Consider the following 19,191-nt stretch of genomic DNA (forward strand, 5'->3'; position numbering starts at 1 on the left):
ACTATTCATTACAAAACCACCGATTACAAAGACAAACCCACTATTGTTCGGTACAAAAGATATATATTTTCCGATTAATTTCATTAATAAATAGAGATTTATATATAATGTACACGTACCTTAGTATATAGATATATTATTTTCCGCAAATAATACATAGAGCTATCTGGAACTAGATATATTAATAACACGTACCTTCGCTGCTCAAAAACATCACTTACAATAAGAAACCTCCTTAAAAGCATAACGCCGAATACTGCCATCCCGTAACGCTAGCAAAAGATGCCCGGTTGATTCAATATCATGGATACAGGCCTCGAATTCTCCCGCCTCATCCCTATAGGCATGATAGCCCTCCCTCCTATACAATGCGGATTGATAGCGGATACGAATATCCTCGTATTCCTCTTGGAGGAGAGATAAATAATAGCGATAGAATACCGAGAGGAAACGGTCCAAAACCTCTTCTCGATCTACTTCCTTACCGATTATTTGAAACAAAGAAACAGGATTCGGAGCATCTCCCCGAAACACCGCTTGATTCAAGTTTATGCCGATCCCGATGATGGAGCAATATAGATTATGCCCTGATAGATCGTTCTCGATCAACATTCCGCAAATCTTCTTATCTTTCCAGTAAATATCATTCGGCCATTTCACCGTGACATGATCCGTATATGAGTCTAACGTCTCTTTTACGCTCAAGGCCGCTATTTGAGAAATCAAGAATTGGCGATTTGCAGGGATACACGTAGGGTACAGGACTGTACTAAACATCAAGTTCTTTCCCGCCTCAGACTCCCAGACATTCCCTATCTGCCCACGTCCGGCTGTCTGGAAATCAGCGACAACTACACTTCCTTCCGGAAGAGATTCCTTGATAACCAGCTCACGAAGCAGGCTATTCGTAGAAGTGGTTTCCGCCACACGCAAGATGCGAGGAGATTCATTATCAGTGCTCATCATTATAAATCTCCCTTATATTTTTTGGTAGTTTAGCGATCACCTCCCGGTAAGAGTGGAAGATCCAACGTTTAACCTCCTCGTCCTCCATATCCCGATCCAGATAAATGCTATTCCAGTATTTCTTATTAAAATGATAAGCCGGCTCAACCGCCGTATACCGTTCCCGTAACTCTTCCACATAGTCCGTACTGCATTTCAAGGAGACATGAGGCTCCTCCGCATCCAAAGGAAGCAGCAGGAACATCTTATTCTCTACCTTAAAGACCAGCGATACCTCATCGAACGGGAAACACTCGATGGTATTCTTCAAGGAAAGGCAGTATTCAAGTACTTCTTCTATATTCATAACTTTTATCTTTTAACGGCAAGGAGCATAGAAAGCATCTTCGATATGGTCGATCAGGAAACCCGTCTCTTTCTTGATCAATGTCACGATATCAAAACGGACTGGTAAGTCTATATTAAAATAACGGACATAGGCATCCGCAGCGGCGACAATCCTCCGAATCTTCTTGGTGTCTACCGCATCTTCCGGTGAAAGCAAAAAATCCTCAGAGCGTGTCTTTACCTCCACCACGATTAACTCATCTTCCTTGACAGCGATAATATCCAGTTCATAATGATGCCAATGCCAATTGGTATGCAACACGTTATATCCATGTTTTACCAGATAGGCACGAGCCTCAGACTCACCTTCCCGACCCATATCGTTCTGTCTTGCCATCGCATTAATTTGCACAAATATAGCCATTTTCTTTGTTATTCGGCTATTCACTCGTACATTTGCAAATGTATGAGAGAAGAACGTAAATATTCATCGGCTCACCCCAATCATCCGAGGGTACACAAAGTGACCTTTATGCTGAATGACGAAGAGCATAAAGCGGTAAAACGTTACCTTTCACGCTACAAGATCGAGAATAAGTCCCGTTGGTACCGAGAGACGATCCTTTCTCACATCCTCAAGACCTTGGAGGAGGATTATCCGACTCTTTTCAACGAAAATGAGATGAGAAGATGAATCCTTTCAATGACGAATATTTCATGAAGCAAGCGTTGGTGGAAGCTCGTGCGGCAGCGTCCGAGGGTGAGGTTCCCGTAGGAGCTGTTATCATCTGCAACAACCAGATCATAGCGAGGGCGCATAATCAAACCGAATGCTTGAACGACGTGACCGCACATGCCGAGATGTTGGCGATTACGGCCGCCGCCGGAGTCTTAGGAGCGAAATACCTAACAAATTGTAGTCTATACGTAACCGTGGAACCCTGCATAATGTGTGCCGGCGCGATCGGATGGGCACAATTAAGCACGATCGTATACGGGGCATCCGATGATAAAAGAGGTTTCTCCAAATTCGCCCCTCAAGCCTTCCATCCGAAAGCGATTATCAAAAAAGGTATCCTTGAAAAAGAGTGCGCGGAAGAAATGCAGCGTTTCTTTAAGCAAAGACGCTAAGCTCTATTTAACTTCCTCGTAATCCACATACTCCCCTTCATCCTTGGCGAATATCTTCTTACGGTGCACATAAGGTGTACGATCATCATCATCGTCCCGGGCGGTAGTAGTCGTAGAACGATGTCCGGAAGTATTGCTATTTGTTTGACGACGTTGTTCTCCCTTACGAGTGCTGTTTCCGCTACCAAAAAAGATGTTCTTAAAGGTACGCAAGATGGAGAAACCCATCAGAAACACCAACAGGATAAAGAAAAAGAATATTACAAACAAAAACTTAAACATAATCCGATACTTAAATGATTCTTTACTATCACAAACACAAAGATAAGAATTCTTGTTTATCCCTTTTTGTTAAAAATAGACAAGACTATATATAACAGGATGGTTCCAGAGATTCCCAAGAATCCCCATAACGCCACGAAAATAATGGCACAAGCGATCAATATATAGCGAAGCTCATTACCCTTCCACGCTAAGGATTTCACCTTCAGCGAGAACATCGGTATCTCAGACACCAACAGCAAGGAGGTAATAAACGCCAAGATAACAGTCACCAACACGAACAAGCCTTCATTCGCATGGACAACCGGTAAAACAGAATACCCAGCCGAAGCCCAAAATAAAGCATGCGCCGGAACCGGCAAGCCGATAAACGAGGTAGTTTGCCGTTCATCAATATTGAACTTAGCCAAACGCAAACCTGAAAACGTAGGGATCACGAACGCCAGATAAGGGATATACGTATTCAATGAGCCAAAAGGCAAAGCCGTAGAAGCCTCTCCCAACAACCAATAGACCACCATGCCCGGAGCGAAGCCGAAACTTACCATATCTGACAAGGAATCCAATTCCTTTCCCATCGGCGAGTAAGCCTTCAATAAACGAGCGGCAAAGCCATCGCAGAAATCAAAGACCGCGGCTATAATAATCCAAATCAACGCAGATAAAAAATTTCCGTGCAAGGCCATAACACTGGCGACACACCCGGACAGAAGGCTCAGACACGTAATTGTATTAGGAATATGTTTTCTTATACTCATTTTGACAAACGGGCTATAGGCGTTTGATTGCCTGTTACTTTTTGATCCATCTCTATTAACACCTCTGTTCCTACCGGCAGGTAGACATCCACGCGAGAACCGAATTTAATAAACCCCATTTGCTCGTCCACATGACATTTCTCTCCCGGTTTGGCATATGTAACAATGCGGCGTGCCATCGCCCCGGCAATCTGACGAGCCAAGACATCCACCCCGTTCCTCGTGGTAATCACGACCGCCGAACGTTCGTTCTCCGTACTACTCTTCGGCAGATAAGCCGCCATAAAACGCCCGTTCTGGTGGGAAACATGCTTAACGGTACCGTTTACGGGAAACCAATTGGCATGTACGTTGAAGATAGACATAAAGATAGATATCTGTAGGCACTTCTTATGAAGGATCTCGTTCTCCATCACTTCCTCGATGGCAACGATCGTACCGTCGGCGGGAGCGATCACCAAGCCTTCCGAATCATAAGGAAACCGACGGAAAGGACTACGGAAGAAGTTTAATACCAATAGGAACAATACGGTAGAAACAAAAGCGACAGAATAAAACAGCATACCCTTACCTACCGTATGGTACAAAGTTATATTCACAATAAATAATATTGTAAACAACGTAAGCAGTAAACCGGTTCCTTCTTTATGTACTTTCATTCTTCTTTGACTGTATCGTTTTATACTAAGAATCTGCAAAAATATTCATTTTTACCGAATATCAAAAATATATCACTTATTCACTGCCTCTATTTTGCCTAACTCTACGTACCAAAGGTATCCATCGACCCGCTCGAAACCCATTTTACGAATTAATTGCAGGTAATTTCTTACCTGATTAGGATGGCGCTTATCTTGCCGTTCGCCAAATTTATAATCCACGACAATTACCTTGTTATCTTTTATCATCACCCGGTCCGGGCGTTTAGACAAGCCTTTACCGAACAGGATATCCACTTCATTCAAGACACGGGCGGAACCATCATACCAAGCCTTTACCTCCTCCGCTTGCAATAATTCTTCCAGACGGCTGATCAACTCCGCCGCTTCCTCCCGGTTAATCACCCCGGCTAACCGATAACTTTCGACCGAAGCGGGAATATCTTTCGGCGTACGTATCCGGCTCAATACCTCATGCATCAAGGTACCGTGCTTCCGCCTGGCATTATCGAAAAAGAATCCTTTCCCATGCAGGCGTAATTGTAAACGATCATCCGGGGAAACGGAATACAGGCGGCTCATGGGGATTTCCTCCAGGGTATCTTCTGCCGTTCTACCCGAAGCTGGATGCCACCATTCGCCCCTTTCAAAGGTATCATCCTCGATATCCGTCTCCACCCCCGCCCACAATAGATCGGCGATGGAAGTTATCTTCTCAACCTTACCTTCCTTGTTGATCTTCCTCGGACGGGGGGAGAATACGATCAGTTCTTCTTTCGAACGGGTAAAAGCGACGTATAAGGTGTTCAAGTTATCGATGAAAGCATGCAAGCGCTCCTTGAAATAATCCTTGGCGAAAATCGTGCTACTCAGGATCTGTCCGTAACGGACAGGAACTAAGTGCAGGCGGTCAAACGGCTTCTTCTCCGGGTGGCACCAAAGGATAACGGGCTTTGTCGGCTTATGGTCGATCTCCCAGTCCCCGAAAGGAATGATAACGACCTTAAAACCTAAGCCCTTGGATTTATGTACGGTCAAGATGCGGATAGCGTTTTGCCCATCCGGGGTAGCGATCGTCTTTCGATAACCGGTCTCGTCCCACCATCTCAAGAAACGGTTCAAATCCGCGCTTTCTTTTTGGGCGTACTCGGAAACCATATCCAGAAAGGCTTGCACGAATACCTGTTCCGTTTCCGGGAAGTAAGCGGAGAAGTTACGGAAGAGCCCTTCGGTTACCTCGTACAAGGATTGCCGGGAAATAGACTGAAGGTTTTGAGAAACAGACTTATCCGCCTCGCTCTCCCCGAATTTTCCGGTTAATACTTGATAGGCATACATCGCCAATTTCCTGTTCGTCTGGTCCTCCGGATTTCGCAAATAGCGCAATACGGCGATCAGGAAACGGACCGCCGGAGAACTACCCACAAACAGAGCATCATCGGAGATGATATCGTAATTGTACCGGTCGGACGGATGCTCTTCCTTATAGGCTAGCAACGTATCAGCCACTAAAGCGCCTTCTTGATTGGTACGCACGAGTATGGCGATGTCTTTTAGCGCGTAACCGTTATCCTGCAAGCGCTCCAAGGTAGCCGGCAAGCGCTCCATCGCCTCTTGCTCCCACTTCTTCTCCTCATCGCCGGACAAGAAATCGATCCGTACATGTCCGTCCTTCTTCTGGAAAGGGGGAGGGACACGCTGAATGCTCTTATCATAAGCGGTCATGATCTTCGTGAAAAAGGCCGTGCGTTCTTCCTCGTTTAATGAGGAGGTTTTCAACGCTTCATTATATAGATCTTGCAGGATTGCCGGAGCGGTGGTGAAGAACCCGTTATTAAACTCCACGATATGGCGGCAGCTTCGCCAATTATCCATCAGGGTTTCCTCACGGACCTGTTCCTCCTCGAAATCCCTGCGGACTTGCTCGTCCAATAGCTTCCAATCCGAGTTACGGAAACGATAAATACTTTGCTTCACATCGCCAACGATCAAGTTCGCCCTACCATTCGCCAGACTCTCCTCCACCAAGGGCCGGAAATTATTCCACTGCATGCCGCTGGTATCTTGGAACTCATCGATCATATAATGATCTACGTGCGTACCCGTCTTCTCGTAGATAAAGGGGGCGTCGCTGCCACTGATGACCTTATTCAGCAACTCGGTCGTATCGGCGATCAGCATCACATTCTTTTCTTCCCGGTAAGAGGCGATTTGCCGGGAGATATCGGTTAAGATCCCTAACGTATAATAATAACGCACGATCTCCCGGGCCGTGTTATAGGCCGTCAGGTTGGCGAACAGGGATACGATATTCTTTACGCAGGCATTCAACCCTTCCTCATATACACACCCGATGATCTGCCGGAGGCCCGGTGGAGTCGTCTTGGTCGTATAGGCCTCCGGATTATCCGGCAAAGTTTGGAATGTGGCAGTCGGCTCTTTCATCTCACCTCTCGCCAGCTTCTCGAAATAGAAAAACGGGGAACGGCTTCCCCCCTTAAAATCCGAGGGTTGTAACGCGAACTGTTTCAGCAACGCCACTCCCTCCTCTCCTAAACGTTTCGCCTCCGCCTCTACGGAGCGGATAATGGCGTATAGCTCATTCTTATAGGCATCTAGGGCCTGCTTATCCGCAATATCTTTACCGACCTCCTCGCTAAATGCCTTATAACTCTCCTTAAAGACCTCCCGGCTGAGCGACATGATATCCTTCCGCAAGCTCCAGCCGCCACCATCCTCGATCTTGTCCTCGGCGAAACGCAGCAGCCAACCTAGCAAATCCTTGCTCTCCGGCTTCTCCAGATCGGCCAGCAGGTTATCGATCGCCTCGGTCAAGACCAGTTCTTGGTCCATCTCGATGCCATAGCCGCCTTGCAAACCGATCTCGCGGGTAAAGGCACGCATCGTTTGCTGGAAAAAGCGGTCGATCGTACTGATATTAAAGGCGGAGTAATCGTGCAGGATAGCGACCAGAATCTTCCGGGCCTGCTCCCTCACCTGCCGCTCCGTCAAGGAATAGGCGGAAGAGAGTAGCTGGATATAATCGGACGCGCGGCCGGAAGCGAGGTGATAAAGTTCTTGAACGATACGGGTTTTCATCTCATCCGTCGCCTTATTCGTAAACGTCACGGCCAAGATCCGGCGGTAAGCGCCCGGCTGGGAGAAGAGTAACATCAGGTACTCCCCTGTCAATTTATGCGTCTTGCCCGCCCCGGCAGAAGCCCTATAGATTGTTAGCATAGCGATCGGGGATTAGATCGTACGGCTTTTCGAATAGCCCTCTTTCCGGAGGATATCCAACACCTTGGCACGCAGGTCCCCTTGGATGATTATCTCCCCGTCCTTCGCGGAGCCGCCTACGCCGCATTTCACTTTCAAGAGTTTCCCCAAGGCGGTCAGATCCTCGGAAGTACCCCGGAACCCGGTGATCAAGGTAACCATCTTCCCTCCCCGGTTCCGTTTGTCCAAGGAAATACGCAAAGCTTGTTTCTCCTTCGGCAACGTATCTTCCTCCTCCGTATCTCCCGTATTATATTGAAAATCGGGATTCGTGGAGTACATCACGCCTAATCGATCTTTCCAGTCGTTCGTCTTCATATCGCTCTTTTTTGAGAGCCAAAACTACGGATTTATCTTGGGATGGGCAAACGGGAATTATTCTTTCTCTCTTTCTAAAAAATCTCATCAAAAATCATCCAATCCTAACTCAATTATATATATTTGCAATTAATAATTTGTATCACTTAAATCCAATAAAGTTATGAAGAAAAAAGTTTTAAAGTTTACAGCACTAATCGGTTTAATTTTTTTCGCTCTAAACACTGATGTTTTAGCTGAAAACAGTGACGATAGCGCATGTCCTGATGACGGAGGAGGCCCGGGTATAACTTGTGGTAGATATGAGGGAGCTTGTTGGGCTCTTGACCGAATAAGCCCTATTATTTATATTCATTGCTATTTTTCAGGATGGCAAGAAGATCATTGTTATCCAGATTAACCGAATGAAAAATAGCATTTACTACTATTCGATAGTATCCATATTTCTCTTTCTTTCTTGTACGGGATGGAAAGATAAGAGAAATATGGAATCTGATATCATAACCGCAAATCTGGAAAGGAGAGATAATGTCTCCACCAAGGAACTATTTTCCGATATCCAAGTCATCCCACTGGAGACAACGCCGGAATCGCTGATCCGTGATATAACCCAGATCAAGTTTTTTGAGGGCCGATATTATATCCATGATTATCGAAGATCCCAAATCTTTGTTTTCGACCGGGAGGGACGTTTCCAATTCGCACTTAACGAAAAAGGAGACGGCCCGGGGCAGTACCTAAATCTGTCTGATTTCGCGATCGATACAGCCCGCAGGAATCTTGTAGTACTCTGCGCCGTCAGCAACGCTCTCTTTTTCTATGACCTAGGGGGTAAATTCATCGAGAAAAAGAGACTTCCCGATATCGCAGGGGCTTATAGTTCTCTACAGTTCCAAAACAAGGATACAATCGCTTTCTTTACCTATGATTATGACAATCGCCTGAAGTTCTATTCCTTATCAAAGGATAAAATAATCGATGAATATTTCCATGAAGAGAAAAAAGATATATTTTGCAAAGACGTATTTCCATTCCCACACTCTCTTTGCAGATCTTTGACTAACACGATTTACTCACTCTCAAAAACTACCTTGACAGAGCTTTATCACTGGGATTTTGGTAATTTAAATAACGACATCGAGAAATTGGAGTTTCCTTCCGGCTGGAACCAACAAGAAAAAATCCAATACGCGAAGGATGCCTATTCCTCTAAGAGTGTAAATTATGTGATAGAGTTTCATGGGCAAAATAGCAGATACCGATACGCTATGGTTGTCCGTAAAAACAAGTATATCCAGCTGTTTTATGACGGAAAAAAGCAAAGCTTGCTCCAATTCGAGCGAACCAAAGAGGGTTTGCAACTGTATCCGATCTACTTCGGAGAGGACTTTATCCTTTGCACTCCCGAGGGAGGGCTTCCTTTAGATGACATATTTCCCGAGAAACTACGGAATGAGGAGCAGCGAAGGATCATTCAATCGCATTCGGAAGAAGAGAATCCAATCTTAATTAAATATGTTTTCAAAAATGAAGATTAACGAGAATCTAATTTACATTTTCCTTTTGGGGATACTAGCTGGTATAATTTGCGTACGATGTGTGAATCACTTAAAAAAGTCCCCAAAAGATATGTATATAGACAATTTCGAATACGAGAAAGAAAGTCTGTATATCTACAAAAAGGAAGAATTAAAAAATGGGCATTATGAATGCCTCGACCAAAGGTGCTATTGGGGAACAGACTCTCTAAGTTCCTTCTCCTTAAGCAATCTATGTAATGATAAAAAGTTATTCTTTTGTTTTTCAGAAAAAACATGTCCTCCTTGTATTGACGCAGTTGTCGATATGTTAAACGAGGTTTTTACAGAAGAGGAAATAAAGACAAAAGTAGTTTTCATATCACCCGATTATCCCGCTCGATTAAGAAATGATTGCTATGGAAAAAAGCTATTGACCTTACATAATAAATATTTAGGGTTACCCATAGAACTAGAAGATTCTTTCGCTCCTTTTTTATTCATCATGAACAAAGATTTATGTGTTAAATATCTACATATCCACAATAAAGCACTGCCACAACTTACCTTAATCTATTTGGAAGAAATAAGAAAAATGTGGTAGATGATAGATGACCTCATTGGAAAGATCCCGGGACTTTGTCAAGTAAGTTTTTTTAACATCTAGCCTCCCAGAAGTTTCTACGGCTCTGTCGAGGGGTAGGTACAGGGTCCTAGAAATTCCTACGGCTCTGTCGAGGGGTGAGTACAAGGCCGTAGAAGTTCCAGCGGCCCTGTCGAGGGGTGAGTACGGGGTCCTAGAAGTTTCTAGCGCGTTATCCCGCGTTATTCCAGCCTTAAATTTGTATCGTAAGCGCTAACTCCTTACATTTGGGAGATCACAAGTTTCTTGATCATTCATTTTTAAATCTAATAGACATGAGAACAATTAAAGCTTTCAATTTGTCCCCACTTCACGTGGAGGAGGATTTCGGATTCCTGAAACAATTCCACGATGAGGCGGTAACGCTACGAGGCGGATCGGGTGGAGACTCGGAGAGCCCCGACGAGATAGCCGACGAGGTGAACCCCGTGCTGGACGGCCAGATCAGCGCGTTCGAGACCAAGTTAGACGCATTCGACGAGGCGCTGAAATCATCCAGCAGCCTGCCTTCCACAGCCTTGGCGACAGACGCTGACGTGGAGCGAGACAGCGCGTGGCGGGGCGCCAACGCTTACGTAAAGGCCATGACGGAGCATCCGGACGTAGCCACCGCCACCGCCGCTATGGAGGTCAAGAGGTTATTTGATACCTATGGCGACCCCACCAGCCTCGCCCAGACTGAGGAAAGCGGAGTGCTGCACAATCTCATCCAAGACCTCAAGGCGCTGGACGCCGAGAAAGCGCGGCTCTTGGCGCTCACCCCATGGATCAACAACCTAGAGAACAAAGAAAAAGCCTTCAAGGAGGCGGCCCAAAAAAGAACGGACGAAAAGTCGAGAGTCATCGTAGGTGTCGTGAAGCAATGCCGTTCCGAGGCAGACAACGCCTACAGGCAGCTGGTGAGCACCGTAAACGCCCTTTGCTTGATTGAGGGCGAGGAGAAATACACTACCTTCATTGATCACGTGAACGTGATGATAGACGAGCGAAAGACGATCCTACGTACCCGGTCTACTATCAACGCAAAGAAAAACAAAACGGACATGCCTGCCCAATAAATCACCCCGGCAATATGCCCCGGCGGATAAATCCCGCCGGGGTATATCCCCTATCTCCTCCCAAGAGCTTTATTTTCAGGCAAACCTCTTGCTTAATAAAGCGGAATCACTACATTTGCTGCCAGAATCACGTTCGCTACATATATCGCTTAGAATTAACGGCCATGAGAAATATCATTCTTTTTATTTTTATTATACTAACGGTCCACTTGAACATGAGTGCGCGAGGCTCCGGCGAGAAACCGTCTATAGTCGTACTGCACTCCATCAACTTTGAGGAAAGCTGGACGAAACAGACCTATCTTGATATAGAAAATAAATTCGGGAAGGAAGGGTTTACCGTAAAGGCGATTCCCTTACAGATCCCCGGTATCCGCACGATGGAAGGTTTTCAAGAGAAGAGACAAATGATCCTAGAGAGAGTACCTGTGCCACCCACCTTAGTCGTATGCATAGGAGATCCCTCTTGGCTTATCACCCGCCCGTTGTTTGACAAGGAATGGAAAGATGTTCCCTCTATCATCTGCTATGCCAGAGATAATATGTACCCGAAAGAAGAATATCTGATAGATCTGGATACCAACGCGCTCGAGACCTTAACCCCCATCACGGACGTAGTAAAAGGCTATAACGCCACTTTTATAAAATACTCAGTCTATATCAAGCAGACGATCGAGCTAATCAAAAAGCTACAACCGGGATTAACCAAGCTGGCCTTTATTTTCGACCATCGTTATATAAGTCAGCAAACGAAAGCGGATGTGGAGGCCGTGCTACAGAAAGATTTCCCGGGCATCCAATTCGAGCCGCTGTCTACGACTTCCATTTCCACCGAGAACTTATTGGACAGGTTGGCCTCTTTCGACAATAAGACCGGCGTCCTTTATTACTCATGGTACAGGACCCAGAAGGACAACGAGAATCGTTATCTAGTCGATAACGTCCAGAAAATGATTAACAGCTTCTCAGTTCCCCCCGTCTTTACCTTGCAGGACGTACAAACAAAAAACGGGAATTTCGCCGGGGGATATTATGTTTCTCCGGAGGATTACGCGCAGGTGACGGCCAACACGATCGAAATGATCCTCTCGGGAAAAGATAGCAAAGAAATCTCTACCCTGACTTCGGGAACCCCGAAGACTTACCTGAATTACCAACACCTATTGCTTCACCAAATCGATCCCGGCTTATATCCCCCAAACGCCACTTATTTCCAAGAGCCTCCCGGTTTCTTTCAGAAATACAAGGTCCATATCATAAGCCTACTCGTCATTCTGGTGTTATTGATAACGATAGGGATATTACGGGTACACCTCTTTATCCAAAAGCAAAAGGGCAAAGACAAGGAACTACGAATCGCACGCCAAGCGCAGGACTTAAACCAGAAATATCAACTCGTCTTGAAAGCCAGCAACATGATGACATGGACGTGGGACGTAAGAGCCGAGATCATAGAGTGCAATAATGTCTACCTCACCCAAAGATCCGCCCGTGACAAAGGCGTAAACGGGATATTCAAGATGTCGCCCGATGAGTTCTATAGCGGCGTGTACCCGGATGACCTAGACCGGCTCCGTGATAAGATGGAAGCACTTGCCTCCGGCGAGGGCCAACCGGTAGATGAGGAAATCCGCTACCTAGACGATACGGGGGAAAACTATATATGGATAGAAATTTACGCCATCACCGGCAAGACCGATCCCGTCGGTAAACCTATCTACCTGATCGGGGGAACTGCCCTGATCCACCAACGCAAGCTGATGGAGCAGGAATTGAGGGACAAAGCGAAGGTAGAGGAATCCAACCGGTTGAAATCCGCCTTCCTAGCGAACATGAGCCACGAGATACGTACCCCGCTGAACGCTATCGTAGGGTTCTCGAACCTGCTCGCCCAAACAAACCCCTCCGAGGAGACAAAAGAATTTTGCGAGATCATCGAGACGAACAACGAACTTCTCCTTCAACTCGTGAACGATATTCTGGATCTATCAAAGATCGAGGCCGGGCAAATGGATTTCATCTATTCCGAGTTCAACGTATCCACGCTATTCCGGAGCTTATACCAGACCTTCCAAAGCCGGGTGAAAGGCGGAGTCACTCTCTATTGCGAGATACCCGAACAGGATTGTGTTATCTATTCCGAGAAGAATCGCTTGACCCAAGTGATCACCAACTTCCTCACGAACGCCTGTAAGTTCACGTTCCAAGGGTCTATCCGCATGGGATACAAGGAGAGGGAAGATGGATTATACTTTTACGTAAAAGATACAGGAAAAGGTATTGAGCGGAAGAACCTCCCGCACGTATTCGAGCGTTTCGCCAAATTCGATTCCTTTATCCAAGGAACCGGACTCGGGCTATCCATTTGCCAAACGATCCTAGAGAATCTTCACGGGAAGATCGGCGTAGAGTCGGAAGAAGGAAAAGGGAGTACTTTCTGGTTTACGATCCCATGCGCTGTATCAAGACCGTAGCGTAAGCCGAGATCCCTTCCTGCCGTCCGGTGAAGCCCAGCTTCTCCGTGGTCGTAGCCTTGATAGAGATATCCTCCTCGTCCACGTTCATGACCTCGGCCAGCGTTTTCTTCATCAGAGGGATATGGGGATTCAATTTAGGGCGTTCGGCGGCTACGGTGGCATCGATATTACCCAACTCATAGCCCGCGTCTCTCAAAAGCTTCATGGTGTCACGAAGCAATATCTTGCTATCAATGTTCTTATATTCACCTGCCGTATCCGGGAAATGATAACCGATATCCCGCATATTGGCCGCTCCCAGTAAAGCGTCACAGACCGCATGGATCAGCACGTCCGCATCGCTATGTCCCAATAGGCCCAACGTATGCTCGATCTTAATCCCGCCCAGCCATAATTCCCGGTCCGGCACCAAGGCGTGGACGTCATAACCAAAACCTACACGTATCTTCATACCCATTTATCTGAAAAGGTTCTTGATTCCATCCATATCGAACGACAAGGAGAAGCGCAATGTCTGGTCCAACGGGTTACTCTGTACCGTACTGATCAGATAAGCGGCATCCAACTGGAAAACACTCATGCGGAAACCTGCGCCGACTGAGAAGTACTGACGGTTTCCCTGATATTTATTCTCATAGTAATAACCGCCACGAACAAAGAACTGCTGATTGTAATTATACTCCAGACCGATAGAGGCCATAATCTCCTCTAGCTCGCCCTTGAAGCCATTCGGCGAGTCACCGAATGATTTGAAGATACCCGTGATCGGGGACATATTGTTATATTCATCATGTTTTTCCTTATAAGCAGCCTCATCCTCGGGAGTCGTACCTTCTTGAATAGGTTCGGTAGGAACTAAATATTTACTCAAATCCACATAGATACCGATTTGGTTATAATCATCGATCGGATACAGCAAACCGGTTCCAACCTTTAACATCGTAGGCAAGAATTGGTTGGTATTTCCGCCGTCGTAAGAGACCTTCGTACCGATATTGGAGACATTAAAACCAAAGCTCCACAGGCACTCGCTATTCCCTAAGATCACGTATTTCTCCAGATAACCGGCGATATCGGCGGCAAAAGCGTTATCCGGAACCATATCCGCATCCGACGAGGCACCCATGTCCGAACGAATATAGCGCAAGGCGACTGCCATAGAAAACACATCCGATAATTTACGGCTATAACTTACATCAAAAGCCATCTCATAAGGATTCAATATGAGCTGATTACCCATTCCTCCATCCCGGCTTTCCTGTACTTCTCCTAAAGAGAAATAACGCAAAGAAGCTCCGATCGCCTGCATATCGCTATCGCCTAATTTATAATAACCGGCCAGATACGCTAAAGCCACATCATTCACCAATTTACGTAACCAAGGCGTATAGGATAAAGCGACTCCGGCCTTACTATAGCTAAAAGCATACTTAGCCGGGTTCCAGTATTGGGAATTCACATCCGGCGTAGTAGCCACACCGTTATCACCCATAGCACCTCCGCGAGCGTCGGGCGCGATAGACAAAGACGGTATCGCCGTATTAATCGGGGCGAATTTATGTTTAACATCGTCTGCGCCTCCTTGGGCATATAAAGCCGTAAATGCCGTCAAAAAGCTGAAAACCGCTAGTAACAGACTGAATCTTGAAACTCTTACCATATATTCTATTCTAAAAATACATTTACATTTATCATTCCTAGAGGGTAATAAACATACCCCCATGCTTATTATAAACTAATTACCCGATACTTTATTGTGCGAGAATGATTAATTTATTCGCTTTCGTCGCCTCTTTCGAGTTATTCGTACTAATCGCCGCCCGATACAGATAAACTCCCGGGCGCAACCGCCTGCCACCGTTATCCGTCAAGTTCCAAGTTACGATATAAGCCTTAAACAACTCGGAGGAACCGCTCTTCTCGGTACTCCATAGGAACTTACCGGTCATATCATAAACCATAACCGTCACCTTTAAGTTCGACTCCGGACGATTGTGATGCAGAAAGAATTCCACTTGATCCCGTGCCGGATTCGGGGTGGCATACATCTCGATCAGATTAGGTTTCAACCCTTCCGCCACCTCAAAAGTAAAGGTATAGGTCGTGGAGTTATTTAAGATATCCCACACCTTAAACTCGGCCGTATGCATTCCCGGCTCCAGCTCGGGGATGGAGAACTGGACAAGTCCTTCCCCTTCTTTATCGGGTAATAGTGCATAGTAATTATTCAAGTTATAACTCATGGAAGGCATACTGTCGACCGTCAGCATGATATCATGCCCTACACTACTACCTGTTATATTCACACCGCTCTTGTCCCACAGCCTAGCGACAAAATAAGGAGTCGTATTCACTTGATCACCCTCTACAAAACTAGAATCATTCAAGTAAATCTGCCGGATCTCAGGGCCGATCGTATCTGCCTCCGCATTATCAGCGGTACCGCCAACGATATAATTCAAGAAAGATCCTTGTGCCTCATGCTTGTTCACCTCATCCGAGGCGTAGAGATTCAGTTTTCCCTGCTTATTCGAATAAGAGATATCTTTCGGTACCATAAATGTAAAACTAAATTTTCCTTGCCGTACCGAATCTTGCCCGATATAGATCGTATTCGGGTAATCTGTGTAAGAGAAGCGGACCGTATCTCCTTTTTCATTCGTATTATTGCCCAAGGTGGTCAATGAAGCTTTACTATCCAGCACCGTAGCATTTAGGATACCGGTAAAATCGTTAGCCAAGCCCTCTTTCGTATCTAAGATCTCTCCCTCCACCGTTATTTTCTCCAAAGCCTTAAACGTAAAAGGCTCATCTGATATGGCCTTGCCGTTCACGGCTGTCACTTGCGCCTTATACTCCGGATAGGAGATTCTCAAAGCAGGGTCACCTATCAAAATAAAATTAAGTTTATTGATACCAGACAGTTTCCGCTTGGTCTCCATCATGGCCTCGCCCAAGGTACGGGCCCGTCCGTCACTCTCCCTCTCAAAGAGATTGCGGTAAAGTTCCTTATTCAGTGCCGAGTTACCGCTAGATACAACCACACGGGTTGTCGTAAACAATGCGATCCCTCCACTTTTCGCATTCAAGAAAACAGATTCTCCCGCCGAGGTATTCACGTCATCGAAACGGGTAAAATCGCAAGTCGCCGTCACCCAAATGGGTAGTTTCGTATAAGTAGATTGTAAGATATCCGTCTGTGTCCACACGTATTCGTCAGACCAAGCGGTCGTATTACCATGCCCCGTATAGTTAATCAACAGTTGCCCTTTCTTCAATAATTCAGAGATCCGCTTACGTACATCCGGATACGTTCCGCTATTATCTCGCTTAAACGCATCGAAATAAACTTTATTCGTTAGGAAAGCCCCATGATTTTCCTCTATAAACCGGGCCAGCTCATCAGCTTGTTCCGCATGACTACTCGTATAGTGATCCGCATTGTTACCATCATCCGCCACGAAGGTGATTTGGTTTTTCCAGCCGCCTCTGTCCTCGTTCCGCATATAACCGATTACCTTATCTACCATTTGGGTAGCCTCCGTTACCGTCCGCACGGGGAAACGTCCTACACCTATGCAAATACTGTTCGGCTTATCAAGTGCCTCCTCGGATACATTATCCAATAGCCCATAATAATCATCCGTTACATACGAGAAATTAGAATTATAGAACAATCCTGAATATTCAAACAAGGACGCTCTCGACTGATAGGTCAGCAACATATTATCCCTTGCTATATTTTTCACGTCCGAGCAAATTCCCCGGTTGTCGTAAATACCATCGCCAAACAATAACAGGTATTTTGGAGCGTTACCGGCAGACACGCTACGATCGTAGAACATTTTCATGAACCGGCGGTAAGCGGTAGCGTCAGGCGCACCGCTTGAGAACTCATTATAAATCGACTGAGGATCCACGACTTCCACGGTCAATCCGTCTGTTGCCCGGTGTTCCTCCGCCAACCGTTCCGCTTGCGTTTGGAAAGCTTTAGCCGCTATGATGATCATGTCTTTTTGCTCCAAGGCATGTAGGTTTTGATTCTCCACCTCACCGACAACCTCCGGAGAGATAAAGCTCTGATCCGTCCGTACCAAAACGAACTCCCGTAAGGTACCGGCAGGAATAGAGAAAGTAAGTTCGGAGCCATTCAATTCCGTCTCCATCAGTCTTACCCGCTGAGCATCCGTCACATCAAAGACCAAGGTATTCGCGTTTGCGCCCTGTACCACGAACCGGGAAACATTTCCGATAGAAGCTATACTACGAAAAAAAGTATAGGCCCCATACAGCTGCAAAGTCCTCTTAAAATGTAACCGAACGTAATTTAACCGTACATTGTTATGAGAAGCCGAATTATAAGACACGACCACACTGTTTTTCTCACTCTTCTCGCCTTTCCATACCGCCGTGCTTACCCCTTCTAGCGCCTTCACATATTCCTCTCTATTCGAGCGGATCGAAACGTCCAGAACATTAGACTGATTAATACTCAAAGAAGCGACTCCCGTACCGGAAGTGACTTTGGATACAAAGCTCATGGTTACCTTAGCGTCTTCATTCGTGATTCCCGGAATTGAAGAGAATGTTGATAGGGTTCGGGGGGTAGCTCCGCTAAAATCTTCCCCATACAGCTCCCTACCCGATTTCGCCAACGATACTAATTCTTGCTCATGCACCAAATAATCATCGTAAGTCGTGATCCGATTAGTCGCGCCACTCGCTTGAGCCACGGAAGTCATATCATTCGTCGGAGTGGCATCGGTCACAAAATAATAGCCATACAATGAATAAGGATTATTCGTATGCACGAATGTCTGGCTCGACGAGTCATACTCCCATTTAACCGGCCCTTTCCCGTAGAATAACAGGTAATCACTCCCACGCCAAACCGGTGTAGAAGGGACATCATCGATATATTCCTTACTGAAATCCTCATCCAAGGGCCATCCTCCATAGCCATGGACAGAGACTTTCGATGGGGCCGAGAAACCCATATTCTTCAAATCCGCATAGGATAATTTGTAGATTCCGGTCTTATCCACCCGGATCTTCACCCATTTCCCCTCCGATAACAGGGATTTAGAAGCATAACGGCTACCATCCGCCCATGTATATGAGCAAAGTAATAAACCTATAATGAATATATATATTAATCTTCTCATCTCACATAAAAATCCAGAAGCTTCCGCTCGCCAAGATATCCCTCCAGATGATCGTCGATCTTCACGGGACCTACGCCAGCAGGTGTTCCGGTATAAATCAAATCGCCTATTTTCAGCGTAAAGAAGCGACTTACGTACGCGATAATCTTATCTACCGAAAACAGCATATTCGAGGTATTGCCTTCCTGTACCTTCGAGCCATTGATATCCAGATGGAACGGAAGCCGGTTTACATCCCCCGCTTGCTCCAGCGGAATAAAGGTCCCGATCACAGCCGAATTATCAAACGCCTTACTAATCTCCCACGGTAGCCCTTGCGCACGCAATTTATTCTGCAAATCCCGTGCCGTGAAATCAATACCGACCGTAACCTCATTGTAATAACGATGAGCGAAACGCTCGGCTATATTTTTCCCCAAACGGTCTATCCGTACCACGATCTCCGTCTCATAATGAACTTCCGATGAGAAATCCGGAATAAAAAACGGTTTCCCATCTTTCAACAAAGAGGAGTCCGACTTCATAAAAATAGTAGGCTCTGATAATTCTAACGAATGATGCAGCTCTTTATTGTGAGCGGCATAGTTCATTCCAACGGCGATAATCTTCAT

General features: G+C 46.0%; 19 protein-coding genes. 7 read left to right on the top strand and 12 right to left on the bottom strand.

The annotated features are described in order from the left end of the window. Window positions 1-213: 213 nt before the first annotated feature. The 3 genes from DW205_RS02780 to DW205_RS02790 are packed head-to-tail and all read right to left on the bottom strand — an operon-like array spanning window position 214 to window position 1,690. Window positions 214-966 carry a biotin--[acetyl-CoA-carboxylase] ligase gene (locus tag DW205_RS02780; RefSeq protein ID WP_005866811.1) on the bottom strand — a complete coding sequence of 251 codons (753 nt, stop codon included), beginning with the start codon at window positions 964-966 and terminating at the stop codon, window positions 214-216. Then, window positions 953-1,312 carry an MmcQ/YjbR family DNA-binding protein gene (locus tag DW205_RS02785; protein ID WP_121963051.1) on the bottom strand — a complete coding sequence of 120 codons (360 nt, stop codon included), beginning with the start codon at window positions 1,310-1,312 and terminating at the stop codon, window positions 953-955. Before DW205_RS02785 ends, DW205_RS02780 begins: the two co-directional genes overlap by 14 nt. 12 nt (window positions 1,313-1,324) lie before the next feature. Beyond that, complete coding sequence (locus tag DW205_RS02790) at window positions 1,325-1,690, bottom strand: YraN family protein (protein ID WP_008773876.1); 366 nt, start codon at window positions 1,688-1,690, stop codon at window positions 1,325-1,327. 69 nt (window positions 1,691-1,759) lie between these two features. Between DW205_RS02790 and DW205_RS02795 the strand changes: the two genes are divergently transcribed. Next, window positions 1,760-1,987 carry a hypothetical protein gene (locus tag DW205_RS02795; RefSeq protein ID WP_005866807.1) on the top strand — a complete coding sequence of 76 codons (228 nt, stop codon included), beginning with the start codon at window positions 1,760-1,762 and terminating at the stop codon, window positions 1,985-1,987. Then, window positions 1,984-2,424 carry a nucleoside deaminase gene (locus tag DW205_RS02800; RefSeq protein ID WP_005866805.1) on the top strand — a complete coding sequence of 147 codons (441 nt, stop codon included), beginning with the start codon at window positions 1,984-1,986 and terminating at the stop codon, window positions 2,422-2,424. The genes DW205_RS02795 and DW205_RS02800 overlap by 4 nt, the downstream gene beginning before the upstream one ends. A 3-nt stretch (window positions 2,425-2,427) precedes the next feature. Here DW205_RS02800 and DW205_RS02805 read toward each other — a convergent pair whose 3' ends face one another. The 5 genes from DW205_RS02805 to DW205_RS02825 all read right to left on the bottom strand — a co-directional run bounded on the left by DW205_RS02805 (window position 2,428) and on the right by DW205_RS02825 (window position 7,720). After that, window positions 2,428-2,706, bottom strand: coding sequence for a DUF4834 family protein (locus DW205_RS02805; protein WP_005861240.1), 279 nt, complete (start codon window positions 2,704-2,706; stop codon window positions 2,428-2,430). A gap of 56 nt (window positions 2,707-2,762) precedes the next feature. Further along, on the bottom strand, window positions 2,763-3,464 hold the full coding sequence (locus tag DW205_RS02810; protein WP_005866802.1) for a phosphatidylcholine/phosphatidylserine synthase: 702 nt from the start codon (window positions 3,462-3,464) through the stop codon (window positions 2,763-2,765). Then, window positions 3,461-4,123, bottom strand: coding sequence for a phosphatidylserine decarboxylase family protein (locus DW205_RS02815; RefSeq protein ID WP_005861238.1), 663 nt, complete (start codon window positions 4,121-4,123; stop codon window positions 3,461-3,463). The genes DW205_RS02810 and DW205_RS02815 overlap by 4 nt, the downstream gene beginning before the upstream one ends. A 72-nt stretch (window positions 4,124-4,195) precedes the next feature. Next, entirely contained in the window at window positions 4,196-7,363 is a 3,168-nt protein-coding gene (locus tag DW205_RS02820) for an exodeoxyribonuclease V subunit beta (protein ID WP_005866800.1), read from the bottom strand. 12 nt (window positions 7,364-7,375) lie between these two features. Continuing rightward, window positions 7,376-7,720 (bottom strand): translation initiation factor, encoded by a 345-nt coding sequence (locus DW205_RS02825; protein WP_005866798.1) that lies wholly within the window; start codon window positions 7,718-7,720, stop codon window positions 7,376-7,378. 163 nt (window positions 7,721-7,883) lie between these two features. Here DW205_RS02825 and DW205_RS02830 point away from each other — a divergent pair, with 163 nt between their 5' ends. From DW205_RS02830 to DW205_RS02850, 5 genes are all read left to right on the top strand, one after another. Beyond that, window positions 7,884-8,120, top strand: coding sequence for a hypothetical protein (locus tag DW205_RS02830; protein ID WP_005866796.1), 237 nt, complete (start codon window positions 7,884-7,886; stop codon window positions 8,118-8,120). A gap of 4 nt (window positions 8,121-8,124) precedes the next feature. Continuing rightward, window positions 8,125-9,258, top strand: coding sequence for a 6-bladed beta-propeller (locus DW205_RS02835; protein WP_008778466.1), 1,134 nt, complete (start codon window positions 8,125-8,127; stop codon window positions 9,256-9,258). A gap of 91 nt (window positions 9,259-9,349) precedes the next feature. Beyond that, a complete protein-coding gene (locus tag DW205_RS02840) occupies window positions 9,350-9,841 on the top strand; it encodes a hypothetical protein (protein ID WP_227793681.1) in 492 nt (163 codons plus the stop codon). A 314-nt stretch (window positions 9,842-10,155) separates the two neighbouring features. Beyond that, window positions 10,156-10,938 carry a DUF6261 family protein gene (locus DW205_RS02845; protein ID WP_005866789.1) on the top strand — a complete coding sequence of 261 codons (783 nt, stop codon included), beginning with the start codon at window positions 10,156-10,158 and terminating at the stop codon, window positions 10,936-10,938. 164 nt (window positions 10,939-11,102) lie between these two features. After that, a complete protein-coding gene (locus DW205_RS02850; protein ID WP_008778467.1) occupies window positions 11,103-13,412 on the top strand; it encodes a PAS domain-containing sensor histidine kinase in 2,310 nt (769 codons plus the stop codon). Here the strand turns inward: DW205_RS02850 and ispF are convergent. The 4 genes from ispF to DW205_RS02870 form a co-directional block, all read right to left on the bottom strand. Further along, window positions 13,381-13,866, bottom strand: a complete 486-nt coding sequence (gene ispF, locus DW205_RS02855) for a 2-C-methyl-D-erythritol 2,4-cyclodiphosphate synthase (protein WP_005866785.1) — start codon at window positions 13,864-13,866, stop codon at window positions 13,381-13,383. The two genes, DW205_RS02850 and ispF, sit on opposite strands and share 32 nt — an antisense overlap. A gap of 6 nt (window positions 13,867-13,872) precedes the next feature. After that, window positions 13,873-15,075, bottom strand: a complete 1,203-nt coding sequence (porV, locus tag DW205_RS02860) for a type IX secretion system outer membrane channel protein PorV (protein ID WP_005861221.1) — start codon at window positions 15,073-15,075, stop codon at window positions 13,873-13,875. Between the two features lie 91 nt (window positions 15,076-15,166). Continuing rightward, entirely contained in the window at window positions 15,167-18,580 is a 3,414-nt protein-coding gene (gene porU / locus DW205_RS02865; protein WP_005866783.1) for a type IX secretion system sortase PorU, read from the bottom strand. Beyond that, window positions 18,577-19,191 carry a fumarylacetoacetate hydrolase family protein gene (locus DW205_RS02870; protein WP_005861219.1) on the bottom strand — a complete coding sequence of 205 codons (615 nt, stop codon included), beginning with the start codon at window positions 19,189-19,191 and terminating at the stop codon, window positions 18,577-18,579. Before DW205_RS02870 ends, porU begins: the two co-directional genes overlap by 4 nt.

It is taken from the genome of Parabacteroides sp. AM17-47, from assembly GCF_003434625.1.
In the GTDB taxonomy this organism is placed as follows: Bacteria; Bacteroidota; Bacteroidia; order Bacteroidales; family Tannerellaceae; genus Parabacteroides; species Parabacteroides distasonis.